The sequence below is a fragment of the Priestia sp. SRI_019 genome, assembly GCF_057586255.1.
In genome coordinates this window covers 254,021-275,550 of record NZ_JBYCZN010000001.1, presented here as the reverse complement: position 1 = coordinate 275,550, position 21,530 = coordinate 254,021, and the positions used below count along the sequence as shown (strand labels likewise).

Genomic DNA, 21,530 nt, shown 5'->3' with positions numbered 1-21,530 from the left:
CTCCTCATTCAATCGAACGCTTAAAAATATCTTGAAATTGATTTTTAAGCTGTACATATGACGTATAAATAAAGTTTTTTTCTATTTCAATCTGCTGCTGCTTTTGGCGATAAGTCGCAGATTCTATTAAATCACGTTTCGCAGAATTTTTCACTAACGAAATTAAGCCATTGTTTATTGTAACAAATTCTAACTCAAAAAACACCTTTGCCATAAAATCAATCGTTTCTTTTGACCAGCCCTTATGAATCGCTACATCTTCTTTGTAGCGTTTTAAATCAAATGGACCCTTTTTCGCTAAAAAGCCGTAAAACCATTTAAAATGATCGCGAGTTGGAATTGTATCAAAATAATGGTCTTCTTCCGTTAAGAAAATAGCGTATATTCTAGAAGGGATACCTTGGACAAACAAACATTCAAGCCATTTCTGTGAAGGAGGCAAATCTAATAAAACGATCTGTTCCCCTGCAAACATACATGCTTTTGCCTGTTCTTCATCTTGAATAAGAACAACATGCTCCATCGGCAGCAACGACTTGTATTTATCAATTGTTGAAGCGTGAAAAGCAACAACTTTCATTTGATCCGTAAATACCTGCTCAAAGAAACGTTTGACATCAACTGCACTGCGATAATCAAACATCTGCCATTCATCTACAGAAATATCTTCCACCATCAGCTGCGGCTTGCGCATATTATTCCACTCATTAATAGATAGTTCACCTACTAATGATACTTTAGCTATAGGAGATACTTCATCTAATATATAGCCTAACCCAAATCCTACTGCATCAACCGATACACCGCTGTCTTCAAATACGAGTTTTAAATGATTTTTATTAGCACCAATTTTCCGCATAGATGTTGTATGAACATCTTTAATGAGAACTTTTGGCTTCGGGTTATGCATACCAAATGGAGCAAGCGCACTCATTTGTTCAATGTTTTCCAGCGTAATTTCCTCTGTTCTGCATACTGTATCAACTGATGTAATTGGAATAAAATCCTGTTCGGTCAACACGTTGCTTGCTTGTTCATTAAGACGTCTGCGCAGCTCTTCTACATCATCGCTGTTTAATGTCATGCCGGCTGCCATTGGATGCCCTCCAAAATGCGGCAAAATGTCACGGCACTTAGATAAGTTCGCGAATAAGTCAAAACCTTCGATACTTCTTGCTGAACCTTTGGCAATACGGTTTTCAGAGTCAATACTTAGTACAATTGTTGGTCTATAGAATTTTTCTACGAGCCTAGAAGCGACAATTCCAACAACGCCTGCATTCCATCCTTCTCCCTCTACAATAAGAACGCTGTTTTCATCCGGAGGATACATACTCTCAACAAATTCAACGGCTTCTTCTGTAATATCGTTTACGATTTGCTGCCTTTCCTTGTTTAACGCATCAATTTCTTTAGCTAAACCTTTTGCCTCTTCAGCATTTGTCGTCATAAGTAAATGAACAGCTGGATCAGCATCTTGAAGACGTCCTACTGCATTAATGCGAGGAGCCATCGCAAATCCAATTGTATCCTCATTAATTTCTTCACGTTTTACTCCGCATACGCTCAGCAGCGCTTCAATTCCCGTGCGCTTCGTGAGCTTGAGATAATCAAGACCTTTGCGAGCAATTAAGCGGTTTTCGTCCACTAAAGGAACTAAGTCAGCAATCGTCCCAATTACTGCTAGTTCTAACAAATGTTCCGGAAGCTCCCCTAACAGCGCATGAGCGAGTTTAAAAGCCACTCCTACACCTGCCAGTTCTTTAAATGGATATGTACTTCCCGGCAGCTTTGGATGAATAATTGCATAAGCATCCGGTAAAACCGGCCCCGGCTCGTGGTGATCAGTAATAATTAAATCAAAGTTTAATTCACGTGCATACGCAGTTTCTTCGACTGCCGAAATACCTGTGTCTACCGTAATCACCAGCTGATAGCCGCCTGCGCTTATTTTATCAAATGCCGCCTTATTCGGCCCATAACCTTCTGTAAAGCGATTAGGAATATAAAAATCAACATCAGCGCCAAGCTGCTGTAAAGCAGATAACATAACAGAAGTGCTGCTGACGCCGTCAGCATCGTAATCTCCATAGATCATAATTTTTTCATTATGATCAATTGCTTGCTGAATACGAGCTACTGCTTTGTCCATATCGTGCAACAAAAACGGATCGTGGAACGTTTGTGCATCAACGTGTAAAAACTCACGCGCCGCTTCTACTGTTGTCATGCCTCTATTAAGTAATAACGAAGCTACTAGAGGTGTAATATTGAGGTTTTCTACAAATTCATTAACAAGTTGTTCATCACATTCTTGAACATTCCAACGTTTTTTTGACTGTAACATGTCTCTTCACCCCTTAACCCACATTATTATACTAGAGTGGATGAAATGGAGCAACGAAAGAAAATAAGCACATTTTTCTGACAGTACGTCTTGAATTTTCACGCACAAAAAAACGTGCGAATACTTCGCACGTTTTTGAATTACTTGCTTTCTACTTCTTTTTGTTCCTCACGCTTCAACTGTTTTCCTTTCCACACAAGCCATAGCTGAGCAGCAATAAACACAGATGAATATGCACCAAGGATTAAACCTACTAACAGAGCAATTGAGAAGTTTTGAATCGATTCACTTCCGAATAGAAGAAGTGCTACAACTGCAATTACAACTGTTAACACGGTATTCATCGAACGAGTAAACGTTTCACGCAAACTTAGATTTACGATAAACGCCAAGTCGTCAAACGTTTTGGATTTAAATTTCTGCATATTTTCACGAATGCGGTCAAACGTAACGATCGTATCGTTAATTGAGTAACCAACAATCGTCAAGACAGCAGCGATAAACGTTAAATCAACTTCTAATCTCGTTAAGCTAAAGACCGTAACGATAAAGAACGCATCATGCAGCAGAGCAAGCACAGCTGCAAGCGCCATGTAAAATTCAAATCGAATCGTTACATAAATGATAATTCCAATTGAAGCAATTAAAATCGCAAGCATCGCATTTTTCGCCAGTTCTTTTCCAACTGTCGGCGAAACGGTGCTTACATTTGGTTCAGAACCATATTTGTCTTTAAAGTGATCTTTTAAATTGGCAATTTCTTTTTTATTCAAAACCCCAACTACACGTACGACACCCGTATCATTACTTTTTCCTGTAATAACTACGTCATCCGTTTCGATATCAAGAGACTTCATTTCACGCTGTATCTCAGCCTGCGTAACGGTATGATTTGCCGGAATCTCTATGCGAGTTCCACTTGTAAAGTCAATACCGAGGTTCAGCCTGAACACGGCAACCGAGATAATACCGATAATCACGAGCACACTTGAAAACGTGAAGAACGCTTTACGGTATTTAACAAAGTCAATTTTATCCCAACGCGTAGGTAAAACGGTTGTGCCGTCATCTTTGCTTAAATCGTGAATTTGCTCTTTCTTCACGCCAAAGTAGCCTGGTTTTTTATCAAACCAGCGGCTGTTTACTAAAAGACTCATTAGTAAACGAGTACCATAAACAGCAGTTACAAAGCTTAGCACAATCCCGATCATTAACGTCGTAGCAAATCCTTTTACTGAGCTTGTACCGTAAAAGAACAGTACAAGAGCCGCTAACATCGTTGTAATATTGGCATCAAAAATGGTGGCAAGAGAGCGACGATTTCCTGCCCGGTATGCCGATATAACAGACCTTCCTGTTTTCAGCTCATCTTTAATCCGCTCGTAAGTAATAATATTTGCATCTACTGCCATACCTACGCCGAGAATAAGAGCCGCAATACCTGGAAGCGTCATAACTACGTGCATCCAGTCAAATACAACTAAGTTCAAGTAGATATAGAAACTGAGTGTAATAATGGCAATAAGCCCCGGTAAACGGTAGAAAAACAGCATGTAAAGGAAGATAATTCCGATGCCGATAATACCCGCTAATATAGTGGTATGAAGAGCTTCTTCTCCGAACTGTGCTCCAACGGATGTAGAGTATAGCTCATCCAATTTAACCGGCAGCGACCCGGCATTTAGCAATTCCGCCAGCTGCGTTGCACTTTTCACTGTGAAGTTTCCACCTGAAATCTCAACATCTGGCTGTGTTAACACGCTGCTAACAGAGGCTGCAGATAGATACTTCGGATTTTGTTTTGTCGCTTCTTTTTGGTATGAGTCTTTTCCTTCTTCATAATCCAGCCAAATGACAATTAAATTGTTAGGTGCTGGTTTTTGAGAAAGCTCTCGCGTGATTTTTTCAAATTTTTTCGCATTTTTTAACTTTAGTGAGACGCTAGGCTGATTGCTTTGGTCAAACGATTGCTTTGCTCCGCCTTGCGCTAAGTCTGTACCATCCATCAGCACCTTATCGTTCACGTCACGGAACGTTAAGTTTGCTTGAGTTGATAACAGATCCCTGGCTTGCTTTTGATTCGTGACACCAGCTAGCTGAACGCGGATGCGGTCGTTTCCTTCAATTTGAATGCTGGGCTCACTAACTCCCAGTACATCGACACGTTGACGCAGCGCTTCAACCGTGCTGTTAAGTGCCTTTTTGTCAATGACATCGCCTTTTTTAGCTGGACTGACTTTATATAAAATTTCAAATCCACCTTGAAGGTCGAGGCCAAGTTTAATATCTTTTGTAATTCCAGTCATCGTTGTTCCGATTGTACTAAACACAAGCAGTACTAAGAGGAAAAAGGCAACGATACGTCCTCTTTTAACCATCGACAGAAAATCCTCCTTCTTATGTAAAAAACATGAAATGATAACAATAGATAAATGACCAATCTAATTATCATTCATAACCTAATGTCTGTCAAATAAAGACCTTATCAAATTTTACTACATGTATTTTACAAGCTCTACTTTAATAATTCTTTCCAGTCTTCTCCATTATTAACACTTGAGAACATATCAGATTTATAAGATTCAATTGTTACATAGCTCATTACCTGCGTGATCTTAACAGATAAAATATCATTTACCACTTGATGGAGAGATAGCTCCTTTTCTTTTTTCCATTTTTTCATTTCTAAATAACTCAATAAATCGTTCTCCGTTACTTCTTCATATCCAAGCATATGAAATTCTTCCATTTTGCTCGATAAGACAGGCTGTATAAGTTCTTTCGAAGCTGAAATAAATGGATGTGTCATATCGATCCTCCTTTCCGTTTGACATTTTGCGTAAAATTTCTTTCTCGTATGAGGAATACTTGTCATGCTTGGACACCGGGGGCGCATATATTCACTGTATAAACCTCAAGAAAGCAGTGAGTATATGTCTAAATTTTTACAGGGAACTATTATTTTAATAATTGCTGGCTTAATTACACGTGTACTCGGGTTTGTCAATCGAATTGTGGTGGCTCGAATGATTGGAGACGAAGGTGTGGGACTTTATATGATGGCGGTCCCCACGCTGGTATTAGTAATCACCTTAACACAGCTTGGGCTACCGGTTGCCATATCCAAGTTAGTGGCAGAAGCAGAAGCTTTAGGTGACAGGCATAAAATAAAAAAAATACTTGTCGTCTCTTTAAGTATTACGTGTACGCTGAGCGTTTTATTTACGCTCGGACTAATATTATTCGCTCCCGTTGTAGCAAAAACCTTCTTTACAGATTCACGTACGATCTATCCGCTGCTTGCGATTATTCCAGTTATTCCAATCATCGCCGTCTCGTCTGTCATCCGCGGATATTTTCAAGGAAAGCAGCAAATGAAGCCTGCCGCTTATTCTCAAATTATCGAACAAGTGGTGCGGATTACGTTAATTGCCGTATGTACAAAAGCATTTTTGCCTTATGGAATTGAGTACGCTGCGGCTGGTGCTATGCTCTCTTCCGTATTTGGAGAACTAGCTTCACTGTTTTATATGGTGTTTATGTTCAAGCGAAAGAAGAAAATAACGGTAAGACGAAAATTTTTTGCTTCTTTACATGCGGGCAAAGATACGTTCCTTGACTTAATGCGAATCGCTCTTCCCACGACAGGAAGCCGCATGATTGGGTCAATTTCTTGGTTTTTAGAGCCGATTGTAGTAGCTCAAAGTTTAGCAATCGCAGGAGTAGCGACAGCGGTAGCAACGAAGCAGTACGGAGAATTAACAGGCTTTGCACTCCCGCTCCTGATGTTGCCTTCTTTTGTAACGGTGTCTCTATCCACTTCTTTGGTTCCCGCAATCAGTGAATCTCTTGCACAGAATCAAATGAAACAAATCGAATATCGGCTTCATCAAGCTCTCCGCTTGTCGTTTGTAACAGGCGGACTGGCCGTTGTTGTTCTTTATGTATTTGCTAATCCGGTAATGGAATTGATGTATGGTTCTGACAAAGCTGCTATTTTTGTCAAAGTCATGGCGCCTTTCTTTATCTTTTATTACTTTCAAGGGCCGCTTCAAGCTGTTCTGCAGGCGCTAGACCTTGCAAAAGCCGCCATGATTAACAGTTTTATAGGAGCAGCGGTCAAAACATCTCTTATCTTCTTACTCGCAACTCAGCCAAATCTAGGCATTATGGGAGCTGGTCTTGCAATTGTTGTTGGGATGATGCTTGTCACTCTTTTACATCTGTCTACGGTTATGAAAAAAATCACGTATAAGCTTCATGTGTTTGAGTACCTTCGCAGCTTTGCTGTAATGGGCATATCAGGCTTTATTGGACACTTCGCTTATATGAACCTTTTCACTTCCATCCCTTTGAGCTTACGAACCGTTTTATCGATTGCACTTACAAGCATTGTATACGTACTGTTTTTGCTGCTTTTTAGACTGATAACAAAGGAAGAATTAAACCGTTTTTCTGTTTTACGCTATTTTAAACGAAAATAAAACGCGGAGCAATCCGCGTTTTATTGTTTCACATCTACCAAATCTATAAAAAATTTCCCGTTGTCGTAGCTGCAATATGAAATCTTATCTAAGTTTGAATACCCTCGCTTTTCCAGCTCTGCCCTTAACCATTCCGTTGTTTTATGTTCATGCAGCAGATGCTCTTCTTGAATAACGCCGTCAATGATAAAAGGCAAATTCAAATTGCCTTTTTCACCTGATTGCTGATCTTTTTCAAACACGGATAGCCTTCCTGAAGATTCTAAAATAGCAAATTCAACATCAGCTACATTTTTTATATTTTTATCACGCAGCTGCACGAGCAAGTCATTGAAGTTATATCGCTGCCTTTTCATTTCATGTTCATTTATTTTTCCATTCTCAATAATAATGCTAGGTTTGCCATCAATAAAATTTCGCATTCGATTGCTTTTAAGAGACCATATAGCTAAGCCAATTTGAATAATAAGAAGCGTTAGCATTGGAAGAATTGAATACAGTAAAGGATCTTTTGGGTTTTCAATCGCCATTACTGCCATTTCAGCAATCATAATAAAGACCACTAAATCCAATATGCTTAGCTCACCTATCTCCCTTTTTCCCATAACGCGAAAAATAATCAAAACGACTACATATAAAAGAACGGTTCGCGCAACCATGATGAACAACTCCACTGCAAAGACCTCCTTTATGTATTCCCTTGTAGTTTGTACCATTTATTTTAAAATAGCCTTACTTTTATGCGTCTATTTTGAAGGTCTCTCGAATATGCTCGTACTAAGGGTTCACCTATCTTTTTATTTCATGAGGGGGAAACAAGTTGGGTGCAAAACGAATGAGCAACGCTGTATTTGCAGGAGTAGCAACAATCTTAGTGATGGCTTTAGCGATTAGCATTATCTTTTCTCTTATTTTAAAATTCACATCGCTTGAAGAACAATCCGTACGTTTATTTTTACTTATTCTCTCATTTATTACACTGTTTATCGGAGGATTTATCGCGGGAGGTCGAAACGGTTCAAAGGGACTTCTCGTTGGAGGAGCCACTGGTGTTTCTTATTCTTTTTTAATGTTTTTACTACAATTCCTCGGCTATAGTCACCTGTTTTCTGCACAGCAGCTCTTATTTCACGCTGGATTTATTGGAGTCGCTATTCTAGGGGGAATTGTTGGCGTAAACATTGCCGGTTCACGAGAAGCATAAAAAAAACGTCACGTACATATACGTGACGTTTTCTTTATTAATCTACGCTTCTTACTTCACGAATAGCATTGCGGTCAAACGTTAATTTTGAACCGTCAGTGCTGCGAACCACAACTTGTGACTCATCAATTGCGTCTACCAAACCGTGCATACCGCCAATTGTAACAACCTTATCACCTTTTTTAAGTGCTGATTGCATTTGCTGTACGTTTTTTTGACGTTTTTGCTGTGGACGGATTAACAAGAAATAGAAAATGACAAACATTAAAAGTAATGGCCAAATATTTTGTAAAACTCCCATGAAAACTCCTCCTTTTATTTATATTATCAACAGGTACTCATTCATAAATTTGATGAAAATTCCTGTAGTGACCTAGAAATTCTTTGCGTCCGGGCCGTTAAACCCATATTTTTCAAAGAACTCATCGCGGAAATCGCCAAGTCGGTCTTCGCGAATGGCTTCACGGACTTGCTCCATTAAGTTTAGCAGAAAATATAAGTTATGGTAAGATGTTAAACGAATTCCAAACGTTTCATTACAACGAATTAAGTGGCGAATATACGCTCTTGAATAATTTTGACACGTGTAGCAGTCACAGTTTGGATCAATCGGACCGAAGTCTTCTGCATATTTTGCATTTTTAACAACAAGACGACCTTCGCTTGTCATAAGCGTTCCGTTACGTGCAATACGCGTTGGTAATACGCAATCAAACATATCAATCCCGCGAATCGCTCCATCAATTAACGAGTCAGGTGATCCCACTCCCATTAAGTAACGTGGTTTGTCGGTTGGTAAATACGGCGTCGTAAACTCAAGCACACGATTCATTACATCTTTTGGTTCTCCAACTGACAGCCCTCCCACAGCATAACCTGGGAAGTCCATTGAAACTAAATCTGCTGCACTTTGACGGCGTAAATCTTCAAACTCTCCGCCTTGAACAATCCCAAAAAGACCTTGGTCTTGAGGGCGGCTGTGAGCCTCAAGGCATCGCTCTGCCCAGCGGCTTGTGCGTTCAACTGAACGTTTTAAGTAGTCATATTCTGCTGGATAAGGTGGGCATTCATCAAATGCCATCATAATATCAGACCCAAGCGCATTTTGAATGTCCATCGCTTTTTCTGGAGATAAGAAAAGCTTGTCTCCATTCAAATGGTTGCGGAAATGAACGCCTTCTTCTTCGATACGGCGCAAATCACTTAAGCTAAAAACTTGGAAGCCGCCTGAATCCGTTAAGATGGGACGATCCCAGTTCATAAATTTATGAAGGCCACCCGCTTTTTTAACAATTTCATGACCTGGACGAAGCCATAAATGATACGTATTACTTAAAATAATGCCTGCCCCCATTGCTTTTAAATCTTCCGGAGACATTGTTTTTACTGTAGCTAATGTGCCTACTGGCATGAAAATAGGCGTTTCAAATGAGCCGTGAGGCGTATGGACAATCCCTAAACGCGCTCCTGTTTGTTTACAAGTTTTTATATGTTCGTAACGAATTGCTGTCATTGATGTATTCCTTTCATGTTAAATTACAAAATTAGCATCGCGTCGCCGAAGCTGAAAAAACGATACTTCTCTGCTACAGCTTGTTCATAGGCAGAAATAACGTTTTCTCTTCCTGCTAAGGCACTTACAAGCATAATGAGCGTAGATTTTGGAAGATGGAAATTTGTAATCATTCCATCAATTGCTTTAAATTCATACCCTGGGAAGATAAAAATATTGGTCCAGCCTGAAGAAGCAACAAATTTGCCGTTATGCTCAGTTGCAATCGTTTCAAGGGTACGGGTAGAAGTTGTGCCTACTGAAATAATACGACCGCCTTTTTCACGTACGCTGTTTAGTAAAGCAGCGGTTCCTTCACTCACTTGATAAAACTCTGAGTGCATATCGTGCTCTTCTAAGTCGTCAACACTGACTGGACGGAATGTACCCAATCCAACATGAAGCGTTAAAAATGCAATATGCACACCTTTTTCTTTTAACTGTTCAAGCATCTCTTCTGTAAAGTGAAGACCTGCTGTTGGCGCTGCTGCAGAACCTTGTTCGCGAGCAAAAACCGTTTGGTAGCGCTCTTGATCATCCAAGCGCTCTTTAATATAAGGCGGCAGCGGCATTTCTCCCAGTTGTTCTAGAACCTCATAAAAGATGCCTTCATAGTTGAATTCTAACAAACGTCCGCCTTGGTCGCTCGTTTCTTTACATACAGCTGTCAGACGTCCGTCACCAAACGAAATAACCGTGCCTTCTTTTACTCGTTTAGCCGGTTTTACAAGCGTCTCCCACGTATCGCCTTGCGTTTGTTTTAAAAGCAATACTTCAATATTAGCACCTGTATCTTCTTTTGTCCCAAATAATCGTGCAGGAAGAACACGCGTGTCGTTTAACACTAAACAATCTCCTTCTTGCACATAATCAAGAAGGTCGTGAAACATATGATGCTTCACATTTCCTGTTTCTTTGTTTAATACCATGAGTCTTGACGCATCTCGCTGCTCAAGCGGCGTTTGGGCAATCAATTCTTCTGGTAAATGAAAATCAAATAAATCTACTTTCAAAATGTTCACCTGTTTCTACTTAATTATTTAAATTTGCCAATTACATAAAAAATAAGTGATAACACAACGCTTACTAGAATACATGTCACAATCGAGAAATAAAAGGTTGTATTTCCTTTTTTGATAAAAATATCGCCAGGAAGCTTGCCAACGAACTGCCATAACAGCCCAATGACGACTAAAATGCCCCCTAATGTGATAAGCATCTTAGGCATATCATTCACTGATCAGGCACCTCCAGCTGAAAATGATCATAGACCAAAGGCGTCACAATTCGTCCTCGAGGCGTTCGCTGCAAAAAGCCGATTTGCAATAGATACGGCTCGTATACGTCTTCAATTGTGTGAGACTCTTCACCAATAGTAGCCGATATGGTGTCTAACCCTACAGGGCCGCCCCTAAATTTTTCGATAATCCCTCTTAATAATTTATGGTCAATATGATCAAGACCTAAACGGTCCACCTGCAACATTTCTAATGCTTCGTTGGCAAGCCTTTCGGTTATGGCTCCGTCTCCTTTGACCTGAGCAAAATCTCTGACTCTTCGAAGCAAGCGATTTGCAATACGCGGAGTTCCCCTAGCACGCCTAGCCATCTCAAACGTAGCTTTCTCATCAATCTCTACATCTAAAATAGCGGCTGTTCTTTCTACTATCGAAGCAAGATCTTCTTCTTGGTAATATTCTAAACGGCTTAAAACGCCGAAGCGATCACGCAAAGGAGAAGATAAAAGCCCTGCTCTTGTCGTTGCACCTACTAGCGTAAACGGAGGCAAATCCAGACGGACGGAACGTGCACTCGGTCCTTTTCCAATAACAATATCCAAACAGAAATCTTCCATTGCTGGGTATAGTACTTCTTCAACTGAACGATTTAATCGATGAATTTCATCAATAAAAAGCACATCTCCAGGCTCTAAGCTGGTTAAAACTGCGGCTAAGTCGCCTGGACGCTCAATGGCTGGCCCTGAGGTCGTTCGGATTTGCACGCCCATTTCATTAGCGATAATAGTAGCAAGAGTTGTTTTCCCCAATCCTGGAGGACCATATAAAAGCACGTGATCTAACGTTTCGCTTCGCATTTTGGCAGCTTTAATAAAAATATCCAGATGGGATTTTACTTTATGCTGACCAATATACTGCTGTAAGGTTTGCGGCCGCAAACTTTGCTCGATGATTTCTTCTTCACCAAGAACATCTCCCGTTACAATACGATCGTCCATTTTACTCCTCCCTTACTTATTGTTTCAATAATCGTTTTAACGCTTCTTTAATATACTGATCCGTTGTCATCGTTTCCTTCATTAAAGCCGGAACAATTTTTTTGATTTCTCTTTCTGCATAACCTAATACTTTAAGTGCTTCAATCGCTTCATCGAGTGCTTCTGAACTTTGAGACTTGACTTCTTGTGCGTCCAAATCTGCAAATAAAGAAGGAACGGCATCTGGTACAATATCATGCAGCTTTCCTTTTAAATCTAGAATCATCTGTCGAGCTGTTTTTTTACCTACTCCTGGAAACTTAACTAAAAACTTCTCGTCTTCCTCTTCCACAGCTTGGACAACCTGTGCTGGATTACCTGACGCTAAAATAGCTAAACCGCCTTTTGGGCCGATTCCTGACACGCTAATTAACTTCATAAATAAATCCTTTTGTTCTCGGGAAGCAAACCCGTAAAGTGCAATTAAGTCTTCTCTTACATATTGATAGGTGTAAACCGTCTTTGGTTGTTCATCAATTGAAAATACATATGGATTCGGCGTAAAGACTTGATAGCCTATCCCGTTGTTTTCGATTACTACATACTCAGGATTTATATATGTAACAGTGCCTTTGATATAATCAAACAATAAGCTCTCTCCTTAATCACGTACGCGCGGGCAGTGACCTTCAACTTTGCCTACGAAGAATCCTGCCCGCATCGTTCTCTATTTTCCTTTAAAGCTGCTTTTTTAAAAGACGTCCAAGAGAACGTTTGCCTCTTTTCATCTTTCTCAACCTATTTTTACAATAGCTGTAAAAAATAGAACCGCACACTTTTATTGATGAATGACCTTTTAAAATATATACAATACTAGACTGCTGAATACCATTTTAACATATCGCCAAAAGCAAATAGAAGCAATTTAGAATGTTGAATTCAATAATTATTTTACCATACTAAAAAACGGCTGCTTGATTGAAAGCGGCCGCTGCTGAAGCTGATAGATTTTATAGAAATTAATGAGGGAAAGATATTCATCTTTTGATTGAACACGAATACCTTTCTTTAATTGTTCATGCTGATAGCTCTCAAGCCTTTTGATGTCAATTTGAAAAAACGATTGTATAATGTGCTGCGACGAAGCTGGTTTGCCTTCAAATGCTGAGAGAATACCGTTAACAGAAAGCCCTACATAACCGTTTTCTTTTAAAATAGGTGAAATATCGTCTATGCTTGTTCTAAAAACTAGCTCTTGATCCGTTTCTTTAAGCAGTCGCCAATTTTTATATTTTTTCATTAATTGTTTTTTCGTCATAGAAGGGCTTTTGATCATTTCTTGACTTACGACTCCATCCACATACACGCGCTCAAGAAATAATGTCATCGGCTCCTTTTCATTCGCATCTGCACGGTATGGCATTATACAAAGCACAACACTTACTAGCATTAAAAAAGCTGCTTGATGAATGACTTTCTTCACTCACCTTCACCTCACACGTTAATCATACTCTTTTTAGTATTATCTAAAAAGGTTTTGTGAAAATCTACACTAATAGTTTGACCTACTTATTTTCTTTTATCCTCTTATTTTATGAAGCAAGTCCCTTTTGCGATATTATGGTAAGAAAACATGGGGTATTTGTTATATTTGCACACTATTTGTAAAATTTTCTCTTAAACGTTTTAATTAAATTTTCGCAGGGTATGTACATAGTGGAAGTAATTGTAAGGACTTCTATATCTATTTTCATAAAAAAGGGAGCTGAAGTAATGAGAATGAATAAAAGTGTAGTCGGAACTTTTTTTTCAGAGAAAGAAGCTTTAGATGTTATCCATAATTTAAAGCGTCAAGGTTATCGAGAAACAGACATTATGGTTATTTCTAACAGTAAAAGTAATACATTTCAAATAGGTCACGATACAAATGTAATTATTGAAGCTGGTTCACCTGCCGTAAGTTCATTAGCTGGCGTCATGATGGATAACTTTTTTACCATGATGACAGGCGGCATGGGGCTCAAACAAGGAAACGGCTTGAAGTCAAAATTAATCCGCATGGGCGTACCAGACTTCTCAGCCGTGCAGTGCGAGACAGATGTAGCCGCTGGTAAAATTTTAATCTTGATAGATGCCGTAAGCTCTGAACAAACTCCAGCGTACGGAACCTATACGGAACACAACGAGCATAGAGCCGTCCAACTACGTGAAGAAAAATTAGATGTCTTAAAAGAACGCGTCCAAGTCGGTGAAGTAAAACTCCACAAAAAAGTAATAGAGGAAGAAAGAACTGTACACGTTCCTGTTACGAGAGAAGAGTTTTATATTGAACGCCGCCCTGTAGTTGACGGAGACTATAACGCTGGGCCACTTACAGAAGATGAAATTATTCGTATTCCAATCATGGAAGAACGCGTAGAAATAACCAAAAGACCAGTTATTGTTGAAGAAGTAATTATAGGAAAAAAACTTATTCAAGAAACAAAAGAATGGACTGAAACGATTAAGAAAGAAGAAGCAAGCGTAGAACCTGATGGACTCGCGAGCCCTGAAGTATACGAAAATATGATGAACTATACAGACCATACTTACGCTCAAGTTTCTGCAGCTCTAGCAAGCGACGTGGAAGCTGAATACGATAATAGTCAGACAACTAACAACGAGAAGCCAAACACACAAGCTAATGAGACAAGCTCTTCTGCAAAAAATGTAAAAAATACAAAGAGTGTCGCTACGGCACCAGCAGATACGAAAAAAAGAGAAGGTCGCCTCAAACAAAATGAAACTAATGCTCAAAAGGAAGAAGCAGAATCCAAAACAACAAGCAAATCTTCTTCTAACAAGAAAAATTAATAGTTACATGTTCGGGGAATAGCTGCCTGGCTTCAATGGCAGCTTTTTTATATGTCTTCTCATCAAAAAAACAGCCGTCCTTCACAGACAGCTGCTTCTTCATTTAACGATGTTTATGATTGACATTCTCATCAACTGATTCAAATAGACCATTGAAATTAGTTTGAATCGTATTTCGGTCTTTTCCATTTCGAATATCGTCATCAAGAGAACGAGCGTTCATAAATACATCATGATCTACTTTTACTTGAACATTGTAGTCCTTTGCAATAGGCTTTACTTTATCGAGCACGTTTTGTTTTAAACGGCCGTTATTTATGTCTTTGGCCGGATCTACAGCAACTAATAGCTGATCTCCACGGACAACGGCGCGGCTATTTTCTACACCTTTAACGCTTGCAGCTCGATCAGCCACTTTTTCCGTAAAGTCTCTTGGATAATCTTCACCATAATACATATTAGCAACGCCATTTGTACGATCATTTGTATTATTGATGTTTCCATAAGGGTTTGTCGGATTGTCAAAACGTCCATCACTTACGTTTAACGGATAATTAGGTGTTCCATTCCCATCTAAAACTTCAGTCATTGGACCTTTCGGATTATCTACGCGATGTTCATTCGCTTTTTCATTTGTATGATAGCCAACAGGCTGTGTCGTATCTGTATAGCGCTGTTCCATACCTTGGTCTTTGTTATTGCAAGCGCCAAGTCCCATCATACATGCAAAAGCTAAAGAAGTTGCTACATACCTATTCAACATAATCGCCCCCTAATTTAAGCTCTACTTACTCTGAGCTTACTATTAGGATTAAAAGACGAGCCGTTTCTTATTCGATGAAGTGTTTATAAACTCTTTACATGTCATGTAGGTTTTGTAAGTGCTGGTAAATCACTCGATAAAAACGTGTACGCTGGGACCATTCTTCAACCGATTGCTGCATTAATCTTTGACGGTTTGCCCATGATAAAGTAGAGGCATTTATATTCCAGTTTCTCATCAGCATCGATGGAAATAGCAAAGAAGCAAGAAAAAAACGCTGCTTGCTTAATTCTTTTATTTTCGAGTGTTGAAGTAGTTCTTTCATCGACCACTGGACGTAAGGCAAAAAGCGCTGGGCAAGCTGGACATAGTCATAAAGAGCAGGAGCTTTAGCCGATAAGTCAAAATCAATCATAACAATACCCAAATGGTTTGTTTTCAAGAAATTATGTGAAGCAACGTCACCGTGAATAATGGAACAGTTTAACCCACTATCTTTGAAGCGCTCCATTAAGACTAAAGCTTTTTCTCCCCAAGTCGCAATGTCTTTATATACATGAAATTGATTAAATTCCCTAAATACATGTGATGTTTCTCGAAAAGAAGAAAGCCGCTTTTTCCATTTTAAAATAAGATCATACTCAGAAAGCTTTGTATACGCGGCTAGTTTCTTTTTATGAATTTCTCCATGATAGCGAATCAATGTTTGTAATACTTCTTCCCGACCCTGAAAACTTTCATACGTTACCTCTTTTACTTGCTTAACAAAAGGCATCATCGCCCAGTACAAATGACGGTCCTTTATATAAAGTTCACCTTCTGGGTAAGCTTCAAAATTAACAGCATACCCTTGTTGAATCTGAGATAAAAAATGATAAACATGTTCAATTTTACCTTTGTCTCTGTATGCTTTTATTACTTTTTTTCCTTTATTCGTATCCGCTATGATAACATGAGGCTTTTTCATACGATAGGTCTCAACGTGAATATCTCTTTTTTTCAAATAGAGAAAGAGACGATTTAAATTAAAATCGTCTCGTGTATAATAATCAATCTTCATCTTCGTCGTACTCATCGTATTCTGGAATACTAAATGCATTTGGATCAAACGCAGGATACGGAGGTACACCAATCATGCCATATGGGGCTGGATAGGGTGCCCTTGGGTCCTGAAAGCCATAAGGTACCTGCTGTTGGTACTGTGGATAAGGCTGCTGTGGTGCATAGTCGTCAGGTCTTGGTTCACCGCAGCCGCAGTCTCCTTGCTGCTGTGGCGCATAGTGCTGCCCATAATGATAAGGCGCGTTTCCATAACCATCGGAAGAACTTTCATAATGGCCACCTGTCATAGCTCCTTGTACTTGTGGATACATCGGTGCTTGATGATAGGCCGGATAAACGGGCTGCTGATATCCCCATGGAGGCGGACAAGGAGAACATTGTACCGGTCCATAGCAGCTGTGTGGCATCATTGGATACATTGGCATCGGTGCCATGTGAGCGCCCATCGCATGTTCTTCAAACGATTCGTTTTCATAACCGTGATGATACATTGGAGCCTGTTGATACATTGGAGCCTGTTGATACATTGGCATTGGATATGGCTGCGGTGCATACATTGGCGGAGGACACGGCATGTAATTAAACCCGCAGCCTGGCATTACAGGCGATATCGGCATGATTGGGTAACATGGCATTTGAGGAGGCATTTCTATACTCTCCATCTCAGGACTTTCTGGCGATTCATGCTTAGGTAGTTCTTTTGGTGCTTCTTTTTTTGGAGCCTGCATCGCCATATTAACGGTGTAATAATTGTTAATATCAATCTCAGGTGCAATTGGCTTTAATTTAGGAAGCTTTGGCGCAACTGGCATTTCTTTTTTAGGCTGCGCAATTGGTGCTTCTTTTTTAGGCTGCGCGACCGGCGCTTCTTTCTTTGGCTGCGCAATCGGCGCTTCCTTTTTCGGTTGAGCAATCGGTGCTTCTTTCTTTGGCTGTGCGATTGGTGCTTCTTTTATCGGTTGCATAAACGGTGTTTGAGCAGGCTGATTAGCTGACTTTTTCTCATCCGGACTTTCATCAATTTCCGTTACTGGATAAGCTTTTGTGGATTGGTCACTATAAGGGTGTTGAACTTTAGGCATTTCTTTTATACCAGGTGAAGGAGCTCCTTCTTTTTGAACAGGCACTCCGCTTGTCGGCACTTTAATTTTCATTCCAGGCATGATCATGTCTGGATTGCTTAATTGAGAATTCGCTTTTTTTAACTCTTCAAAATTAACCCCATACTTTTCAGCGATTTTCCAAAGGGTATCCCCTTTTTGAACGATATGGATTTTCAACGTCATTCCCCTCCCGAGTAGAGTCTCTGCCATCTATATGTGCAAAATCAAAGTAAGTTCTGTTTGTTCATCACAAGATATGCCTTGAACCATTTTTTTATTCATTTTGCCCACAGTTTGGTTCAAGTTTTTATGATAAAGAAAAAAAGACTTATCAACACAAACAATATGTCAATAAGTCTTCTTTTAGACCTTCTCTTTTTAATTGTCTTAAAAATCTTTATGCTCGTTCTAACATATTCGTTAGCGCTTTGATCGCCCCTTGTGCTGTATGTTCATCCACCTTGATTTGATTCACTTCTGTTCCTTCTTCGATGCTTTCTAAAGCCCACAGCAAGTGAGGCAAATCAATTCGGTTCATCGTCAAACAAGGACACATATAGGGATTAAGCGAAACAATTTCTTTATCCGGATGACTGTTGATAATCCGTTTTACTAAGTTCATTTCCGTGCCAATGGCCCATTTAGAGCCTGAAGGGGCTTTTTCAATTGTATCAATAATATATTTTGTAGAACCTGCATAATCTGATTTTTGCACCACTTCATAAGAACATTCCGGATGAACAATAATATTCATCTCAGGCTGCTTCTCGCGTAAATAATCAATATTTTTAACCGTGAAATTTTCATGCACAGAACAGTGACCTTTCCACAGAATCACCTTGATATTGTTTATATCCCCTTCATATTCAAGCATTTCTTCAATAGGATTCCAAATGGCCATTTCATCTAGTCCAACACCTAAATCATAAGCTGTGTTTCTGCCCAAATGCTGGTCTGGTAAAAAGAGAATGCGCTCTTTTTTAGAAAATGCCCACTCCACCATATTTTTTGCATTTGAAGATGTTACAGTTGCCCCATCATGTTCGCCTACAAAAGATTTAATTGCAGCTGTAGAATTCACATACGTAAGCGGAATAATTGTATCTCCGAAAAGATCCTGTAAGACAGGCCATGCCTTTTCTGTTTGCTGAATAGTAGCCATATCAGCCATTGAACAGCCAGCTCGCATATCGGGTAAAATGACTTTTTGATTTTCAGCTGTTAAAATATCAGCTGTTTCTGCCATGAAGTGAACGCCGCAAAACACAATATGCTCAGCTTCTCTATTTTCAGCTGCTATTTGAGCCAGCTGTAAGGAGTCTCCTACCGCATCTGCAAATTCGTACACTTCATCTTTTTGATAATGATGGCCGAGCAGAAACAATTTGCTTCCGAGCTTTTTCTTGATTTCTAGTACCCTTCTTTTCATTTCATTTTCTGTGAGCTCTATATATTTAGCGGGCAGCGTTTGCTGCTGAAGCGTTTGTAATAAACTCATGATTTCCTGTTCCCCTTTCTGTTAATAAGTCCAAGCTGATATCGATAGCCCCTGCTGAATGCGTTAAAGCTCCAAGTGAAATATAGTCCACTCCGCTGTCTCTAAAAGAATGAAGCGTGCCAAGCGTAATTCCACCCGATGCTTCTGTGACAATATGAGCGGGAACCAGTGGTATCCAATCTTTAATGACTTCTGGAGAACAGTTATCGAACATAATGACATCTGCTCCTGCCTCTATTGCTTCTAGCAACTGACTTTTGTTTTCAATTTCCACTTCCACCTTAACCATATGTCCAACCTGCTCTCTTACTTTCACAACAGCGTCTAGAATAGATCCTGCATGTGCAATATGGTTATCTTTCAACATGACGCCATCGTACAATCCAAAACGATGATTATAACCACCTCCAGCACGAACGGCATACTTCTCTAACATTCGCATACCAGGCGTTGTTTTTCGCGTGTCACATATACGCGTATGTGAGCTGCCAAGCAGCGCGACGGCTTTGTGCGTCATCGTGGCAATGCCACTCATTCTTTGAAGTAAGTTTAAGATTACCCGTTCACCGGTCAAAATAGATCGCACGGGTCCTGAAACGGTAGCTATTTTATCTCCAGGCTTAAGAACATCTCCATCTTTTTTCTCCAAATTCACTTTCACGTCAGGGTCTATTAAATGAAATCCTTCTTTAATCAATTCCACTCCTGCGATAATACCTGATTGCTTTGCCGTGAACACAGCTTCCCCTTGGTCAGACGGAGAAAAAATAGCTTCACAGGTTATATCTCCATCTCCAATGTCTTCTATAAAAAAAGACTGCAATAGTTTTTGTAATTTCAACGTGTTCATTGTGCTACCTTCACCTTTCTTTTTAGATTTTCTTGCTTATAAAATTAATGATTGTTTTGTTGAAGCAGCAGACTGCTTAATAATTCGCTTATGCTCCCATTCTTGGTTTTCATGCGGAAAGTCACTTCGGTAATGACCTCCTCTACTTTCTTTTCTTGCAAGAGAGGACTCGGCAATAAGCAGACCTGCCGTTAGCATATTGCAGATGGCCGCAGCTTTCCTCGAATATATAACTTCTTGGTCAAGAGGTATTCCCTCCAAGTAATTTGTGAATTCATGCACAATAGTAGCCAATTCGTTTTCATGACGAATGATTCCTACACAATCCATCATTTTATGCTGAATTTGTCTTGTGGCAGGCAGTGTTTTAGGCATGTCTTTATAGACGTAACGGACGGGGGGATAATGAGATATCGTTCTCGCTTTATGTAAAATATGACGCCCTGTCCGTTTTCCAAATACAAGACACTCTAACAATGAATTGCTTGCTAGACGATTTGCTCCATGAACGCCTGTAAAAGAAACTTCCCCCACGGCATACAATCCTTCAACGCTTGTTTGTCCGTAACCATCTACTTCAATTCCACCCATTAAAAAATGTGCGCCTGGAGTAACAGGTATTCGTTTTTTGTCCAGTTGAATTTTATACTTCCGACACAGTGCCGTAATCGTAGGAAATTTTTGTTGGAAATGAGCCACTTTTTCAATGTCTAAAAATACGGATCTTCCTTCTTTCATTTCATTAAAAATTGTCCTTGCTACAACATCTCGCGGTGCTAAATCCTTAAAGGGATGAACGCCTTCCATTATGCGTTCATTCCATTCATTTACCAGTACGCCACCTTCACCTCGAACCGCTTCGGATACTAGACCTTTCGCTTCATTTTGATACAAAAGCGTCGGATGAAACTGAACAAATTCTAAGTCCGCTAATTTTGCTCCAGCCCTGTACGCAAGCGCTAACCCATCTCCCGTCGCAAGCGGCTGGTTAGAGGTATGCTTGTACAAAGCGCCGATTCCTCCGGTAGCAATAACCGTTTGACGAGCATGATATATAGTAATTTTGTTGTTTTCACCTTGTCCGATAGCACCTCTGCACGTTCCATCTACAGTTATTAAATGCTGAATCATTTCGTTTTCAATAACTGTAATATATGGCAGTACTTCTTTTTTCAAAAAAGCGAACAGCGCTTGTCCTGTTGCATCCCCGCCTGCATGCAGAATACGATTCGTACGATGGGCTCCTTCTTTTCCAAAATGCAGCGTACCATCTGGATTTTTATCAAACTTCATTCCTTTATGAATCAATTCATTTACTACAGCCGCACCTTCTTCCACTAAAGTGCGTACCGCTTGTTCATTGCAATGCTTATTGCCCGCAACCAACGTATCATAGAGATGTTCACTCCAGTGATCGCTGCTTCCAATAGCAGCTGCTACTCCGCCTTGAGCAAGAACTGAGTTATTGCGGTCAATTTTCCCTTTCGTTACCATTACAACTCTGTTATGACGACACAGTTCATAAGCTGCAGAAAACGCTGCTAATCCGCTTCCAATAATTAAAACATCCGTCTCTAACATTTTACACCTCTTTATTTAC

Annotated in this window: 20 protein-coding genes; 3 read left to right on the top strand and 17 right to left on the bottom strand. The window is 39.8% G+C overall.

Annotation, left to right across the window (positions count from 1 at the left end):
• Positions 1-4: 4 nt before the first annotated feature.
• From recJ to AC2YJL_RS01340, 3 genes are all read right to left on the bottom strand, one after another.
• On the bottom strand, positions 5-2,347 hold the full coding sequence (gene recJ, locus AC2YJL_RS01350) for a single-stranded-DNA-specific exonuclease RecJ (protein WP_251568843.1): 2,343 nt from the start codon (positions 2,345-2,347) through the stop codon (positions 5-7).
• A gap of 140 nt (positions 2,348-2,487) precedes the next feature.
• A complete protein-coding gene (gene secDF, locus AC2YJL_RS01345) occupies positions 2,488-4,725 on the bottom strand; it encodes a protein translocase subunit SecDF (RefSeq protein ID WP_028410582.1) in 2,238 nt (745 codons plus the stop codon).
• Positions 4,726-4,862: 137 nt separating this feature from the next.
• Positions 4,863-5,156, bottom strand: a complete 294-nt coding sequence (locus AC2YJL_RS01340; protein ID WP_025750585.1) for a post-transcriptional regulator — start codon at positions 5,154-5,156, stop codon at positions 4,863-4,865.
• Between the two features lie 64 nt (positions 5,157-5,220).
• Between AC2YJL_RS01340 and spoVB the strand changes: the two genes are divergently transcribed.
• Positions 5,221-6,831 carry a stage V sporulation protein B gene (gene spoVB, locus AC2YJL_RS01335; RefSeq protein WP_230933639.1) on the top strand — a complete coding sequence of 537 codons (1,611 nt, stop codon included), beginning with the start codon at positions 5,221-5,223 and terminating at the stop codon, positions 6,829-6,831.
• Between the two features lie 20 nt (positions 6,832-6,851).
• Here spoVB and AC2YJL_RS01330 read toward each other — a convergent pair whose 3' ends face one another.
• Complete coding sequence (locus AC2YJL_RS01330) at positions 6,852-7,505, bottom strand: DUF421 domain-containing protein (protein WP_407818572.1); 654 nt, start codon at positions 7,503-7,505, stop codon at positions 6,852-6,854.
• Positions 7,506-7,651: 146 nt separating this feature from the next.
• Between AC2YJL_RS01330 and AC2YJL_RS01325 the strand changes: the two genes are divergently transcribed.
• Positions 7,652-8,035, top strand: coding sequence for a TIGR04086 family membrane protein (locus tag AC2YJL_RS01325; RefSeq protein ID WP_013085105.1), 384 nt, complete (start codon positions 7,652-7,654; stop codon positions 8,033-8,035).
• Between the two features lie 37 nt (positions 8,036-8,072).
• On the opposite strand, the gene yajC is transcribed toward AC2YJL_RS01325, so the two are convergent.
• From yajC to AC2YJL_RS01290, 7 genes are all read right to left on the bottom strand, one after another.
• Positions 8,073-8,336 (bottom strand): preprotein translocase subunit YajC, encoded by a 264-nt coding sequence (gene yajC / locus AC2YJL_RS01320; protein ID WP_013059316.1) that lies wholly within the window; start codon positions 8,334-8,336, stop codon positions 8,073-8,075.
• Between the two features lie 72 nt (positions 8,337-8,408).
• Entirely contained in the window at positions 8,409-9,548 is a 1,140-nt protein-coding gene (gene tgt, locus AC2YJL_RS01315; RefSeq protein ID WP_013059317.1) for a tRNA guanosine(34) transglycosylase Tgt, read from the bottom strand.
• A 23-nt stretch (positions 9,549-9,571) separates the two neighbouring features.
• Positions 9,572-10,600, bottom strand: a complete 1,029-nt coding sequence (gene queA / locus AC2YJL_RS01310; RefSeq protein ID WP_025750588.1) for a tRNA preQ1(34) S-adenosylmethionine ribosyltransferase-isomerase QueA — start codon at positions 10,598-10,600, stop codon at positions 9,572-9,574.
• A 23-nt stretch (positions 10,601-10,623) separates the two neighbouring features.
• Positions 10,624-10,824, bottom strand: coding sequence for a DUF2905 domain-containing protein (locus AC2YJL_RS01305; RefSeq protein WP_251568844.1), 201 nt, complete (start codon positions 10,822-10,824; stop codon positions 10,624-10,626).
• Positions 10,821-11,822 (bottom strand): Holliday junction branch migration DNA helicase RuvB, encoded by a 1,002-nt coding sequence (ruvB, locus tag AC2YJL_RS01300; protein WP_013059320.1) that lies wholly within the window; start codon positions 11,820-11,822, stop codon positions 10,821-10,823. Before ruvB ends, AC2YJL_RS01305 begins: the two co-directional genes overlap by 4 nt.
• 16 nt (positions 11,823-11,838) lie before the next feature.
• Positions 11,839-12,450: a Holliday junction branch migration protein RuvA gene (ruvA, locus tag AC2YJL_RS01295; protein WP_251568845.1), complete on the bottom strand. Its 612-nt coding sequence runs from the start codon at positions 12,448-12,450 to the stop codon at positions 11,839-11,841.
• A gap of 297 nt (positions 12,451-12,747) precedes the next feature.
• Positions 12,748-13,284 carry a BofC C-terminal domain-containing protein gene (locus AC2YJL_RS01290; RefSeq protein WP_050688554.1) on the bottom strand — a complete coding sequence of 179 codons (537 nt, stop codon included), beginning with the start codon at positions 13,282-13,284 and terminating at the stop codon, positions 12,748-12,750.
• Positions 13,285-13,574: 290 nt separating this feature from the next.
• On the opposite strand from AC2YJL_RS01290, the gene AC2YJL_RS01285 reads away from it, so the two are divergent.
• A complete protein-coding gene (locus tag AC2YJL_RS01285; RefSeq protein WP_251568846.1) occupies positions 13,575-14,654 on the top strand; it encodes a YsnF/AvaK domain-containing protein in 1,080 nt (359 codons plus the stop codon).
• 103 nt (positions 14,655-14,757) lie between these two features.
• Here AC2YJL_RS01285 and AC2YJL_RS01280 read toward each other — a convergent pair whose 3' ends face one another.
• The 6 genes from AC2YJL_RS01280 to nadB form a co-directional block, all read right to left on the bottom strand.
• Entirely contained in the window at positions 14,758-15,417 is a 660-nt protein-coding gene (locus AC2YJL_RS01280; RefSeq protein ID WP_013059324.1) for a YhcN/YlaJ family sporulation lipoprotein, read from the bottom strand.
• A 94-nt stretch (positions 15,418-15,511) separates the two neighbouring features.
• Complete coding sequence (locus tag AC2YJL_RS01275) at positions 15,512-16,477, bottom strand: phosphotransferase (RefSeq protein WP_251568847.1); 966 nt, start codon at positions 16,475-16,477, stop codon at positions 15,512-15,514.
• Positions 16,467-17,765: a SafA/ExsA family spore coat assembly protein gene (safA, locus tag AC2YJL_RS01270; RefSeq protein WP_369361640.1), complete on the bottom strand. Its 1,299-nt coding sequence runs from the start codon at positions 17,763-17,765 to the stop codon at positions 16,467-16,469. Before safA ends, AC2YJL_RS01275 begins: the two co-directional genes overlap by 11 nt.
• Positions 17,766-17,979: 214 nt before the next feature.
• The gene (nadA, locus tag AC2YJL_RS01265) at positions 17,980-19,080 is read right to left on the bottom strand and encodes a quinolinate synthase NadA (RefSeq protein WP_195695864.1); all 1,101 of its coding nucleotides are present in this window, start codon (positions 19,078-19,080) and stop codon (positions 17,980-17,982) included.
• Positions 19,037-19,930, bottom strand: a complete 894-nt coding sequence (gene nadC / locus AC2YJL_RS01260; protein ID WP_195695863.1) for a carboxylating nicotinate-nucleotide diphosphorylase — start codon at positions 19,928-19,930, stop codon at positions 19,037-19,039. The genes nadA and nadC overlap by 44 nt, the downstream gene beginning before the upstream one ends.
• A 36-nt stretch (positions 19,931-19,966) precedes the next feature.
• Positions 19,967-21,511 (bottom strand): L-aspartate oxidase, encoded by a 1,545-nt coding sequence (gene nadB / locus AC2YJL_RS01255; RefSeq protein ID WP_251568849.1) that lies wholly within the window; start codon positions 21,509-21,511, stop codon positions 19,967-19,969.
• Between the last annotated feature and the right edge of the window lie 19 nt (positions 21,512-21,530).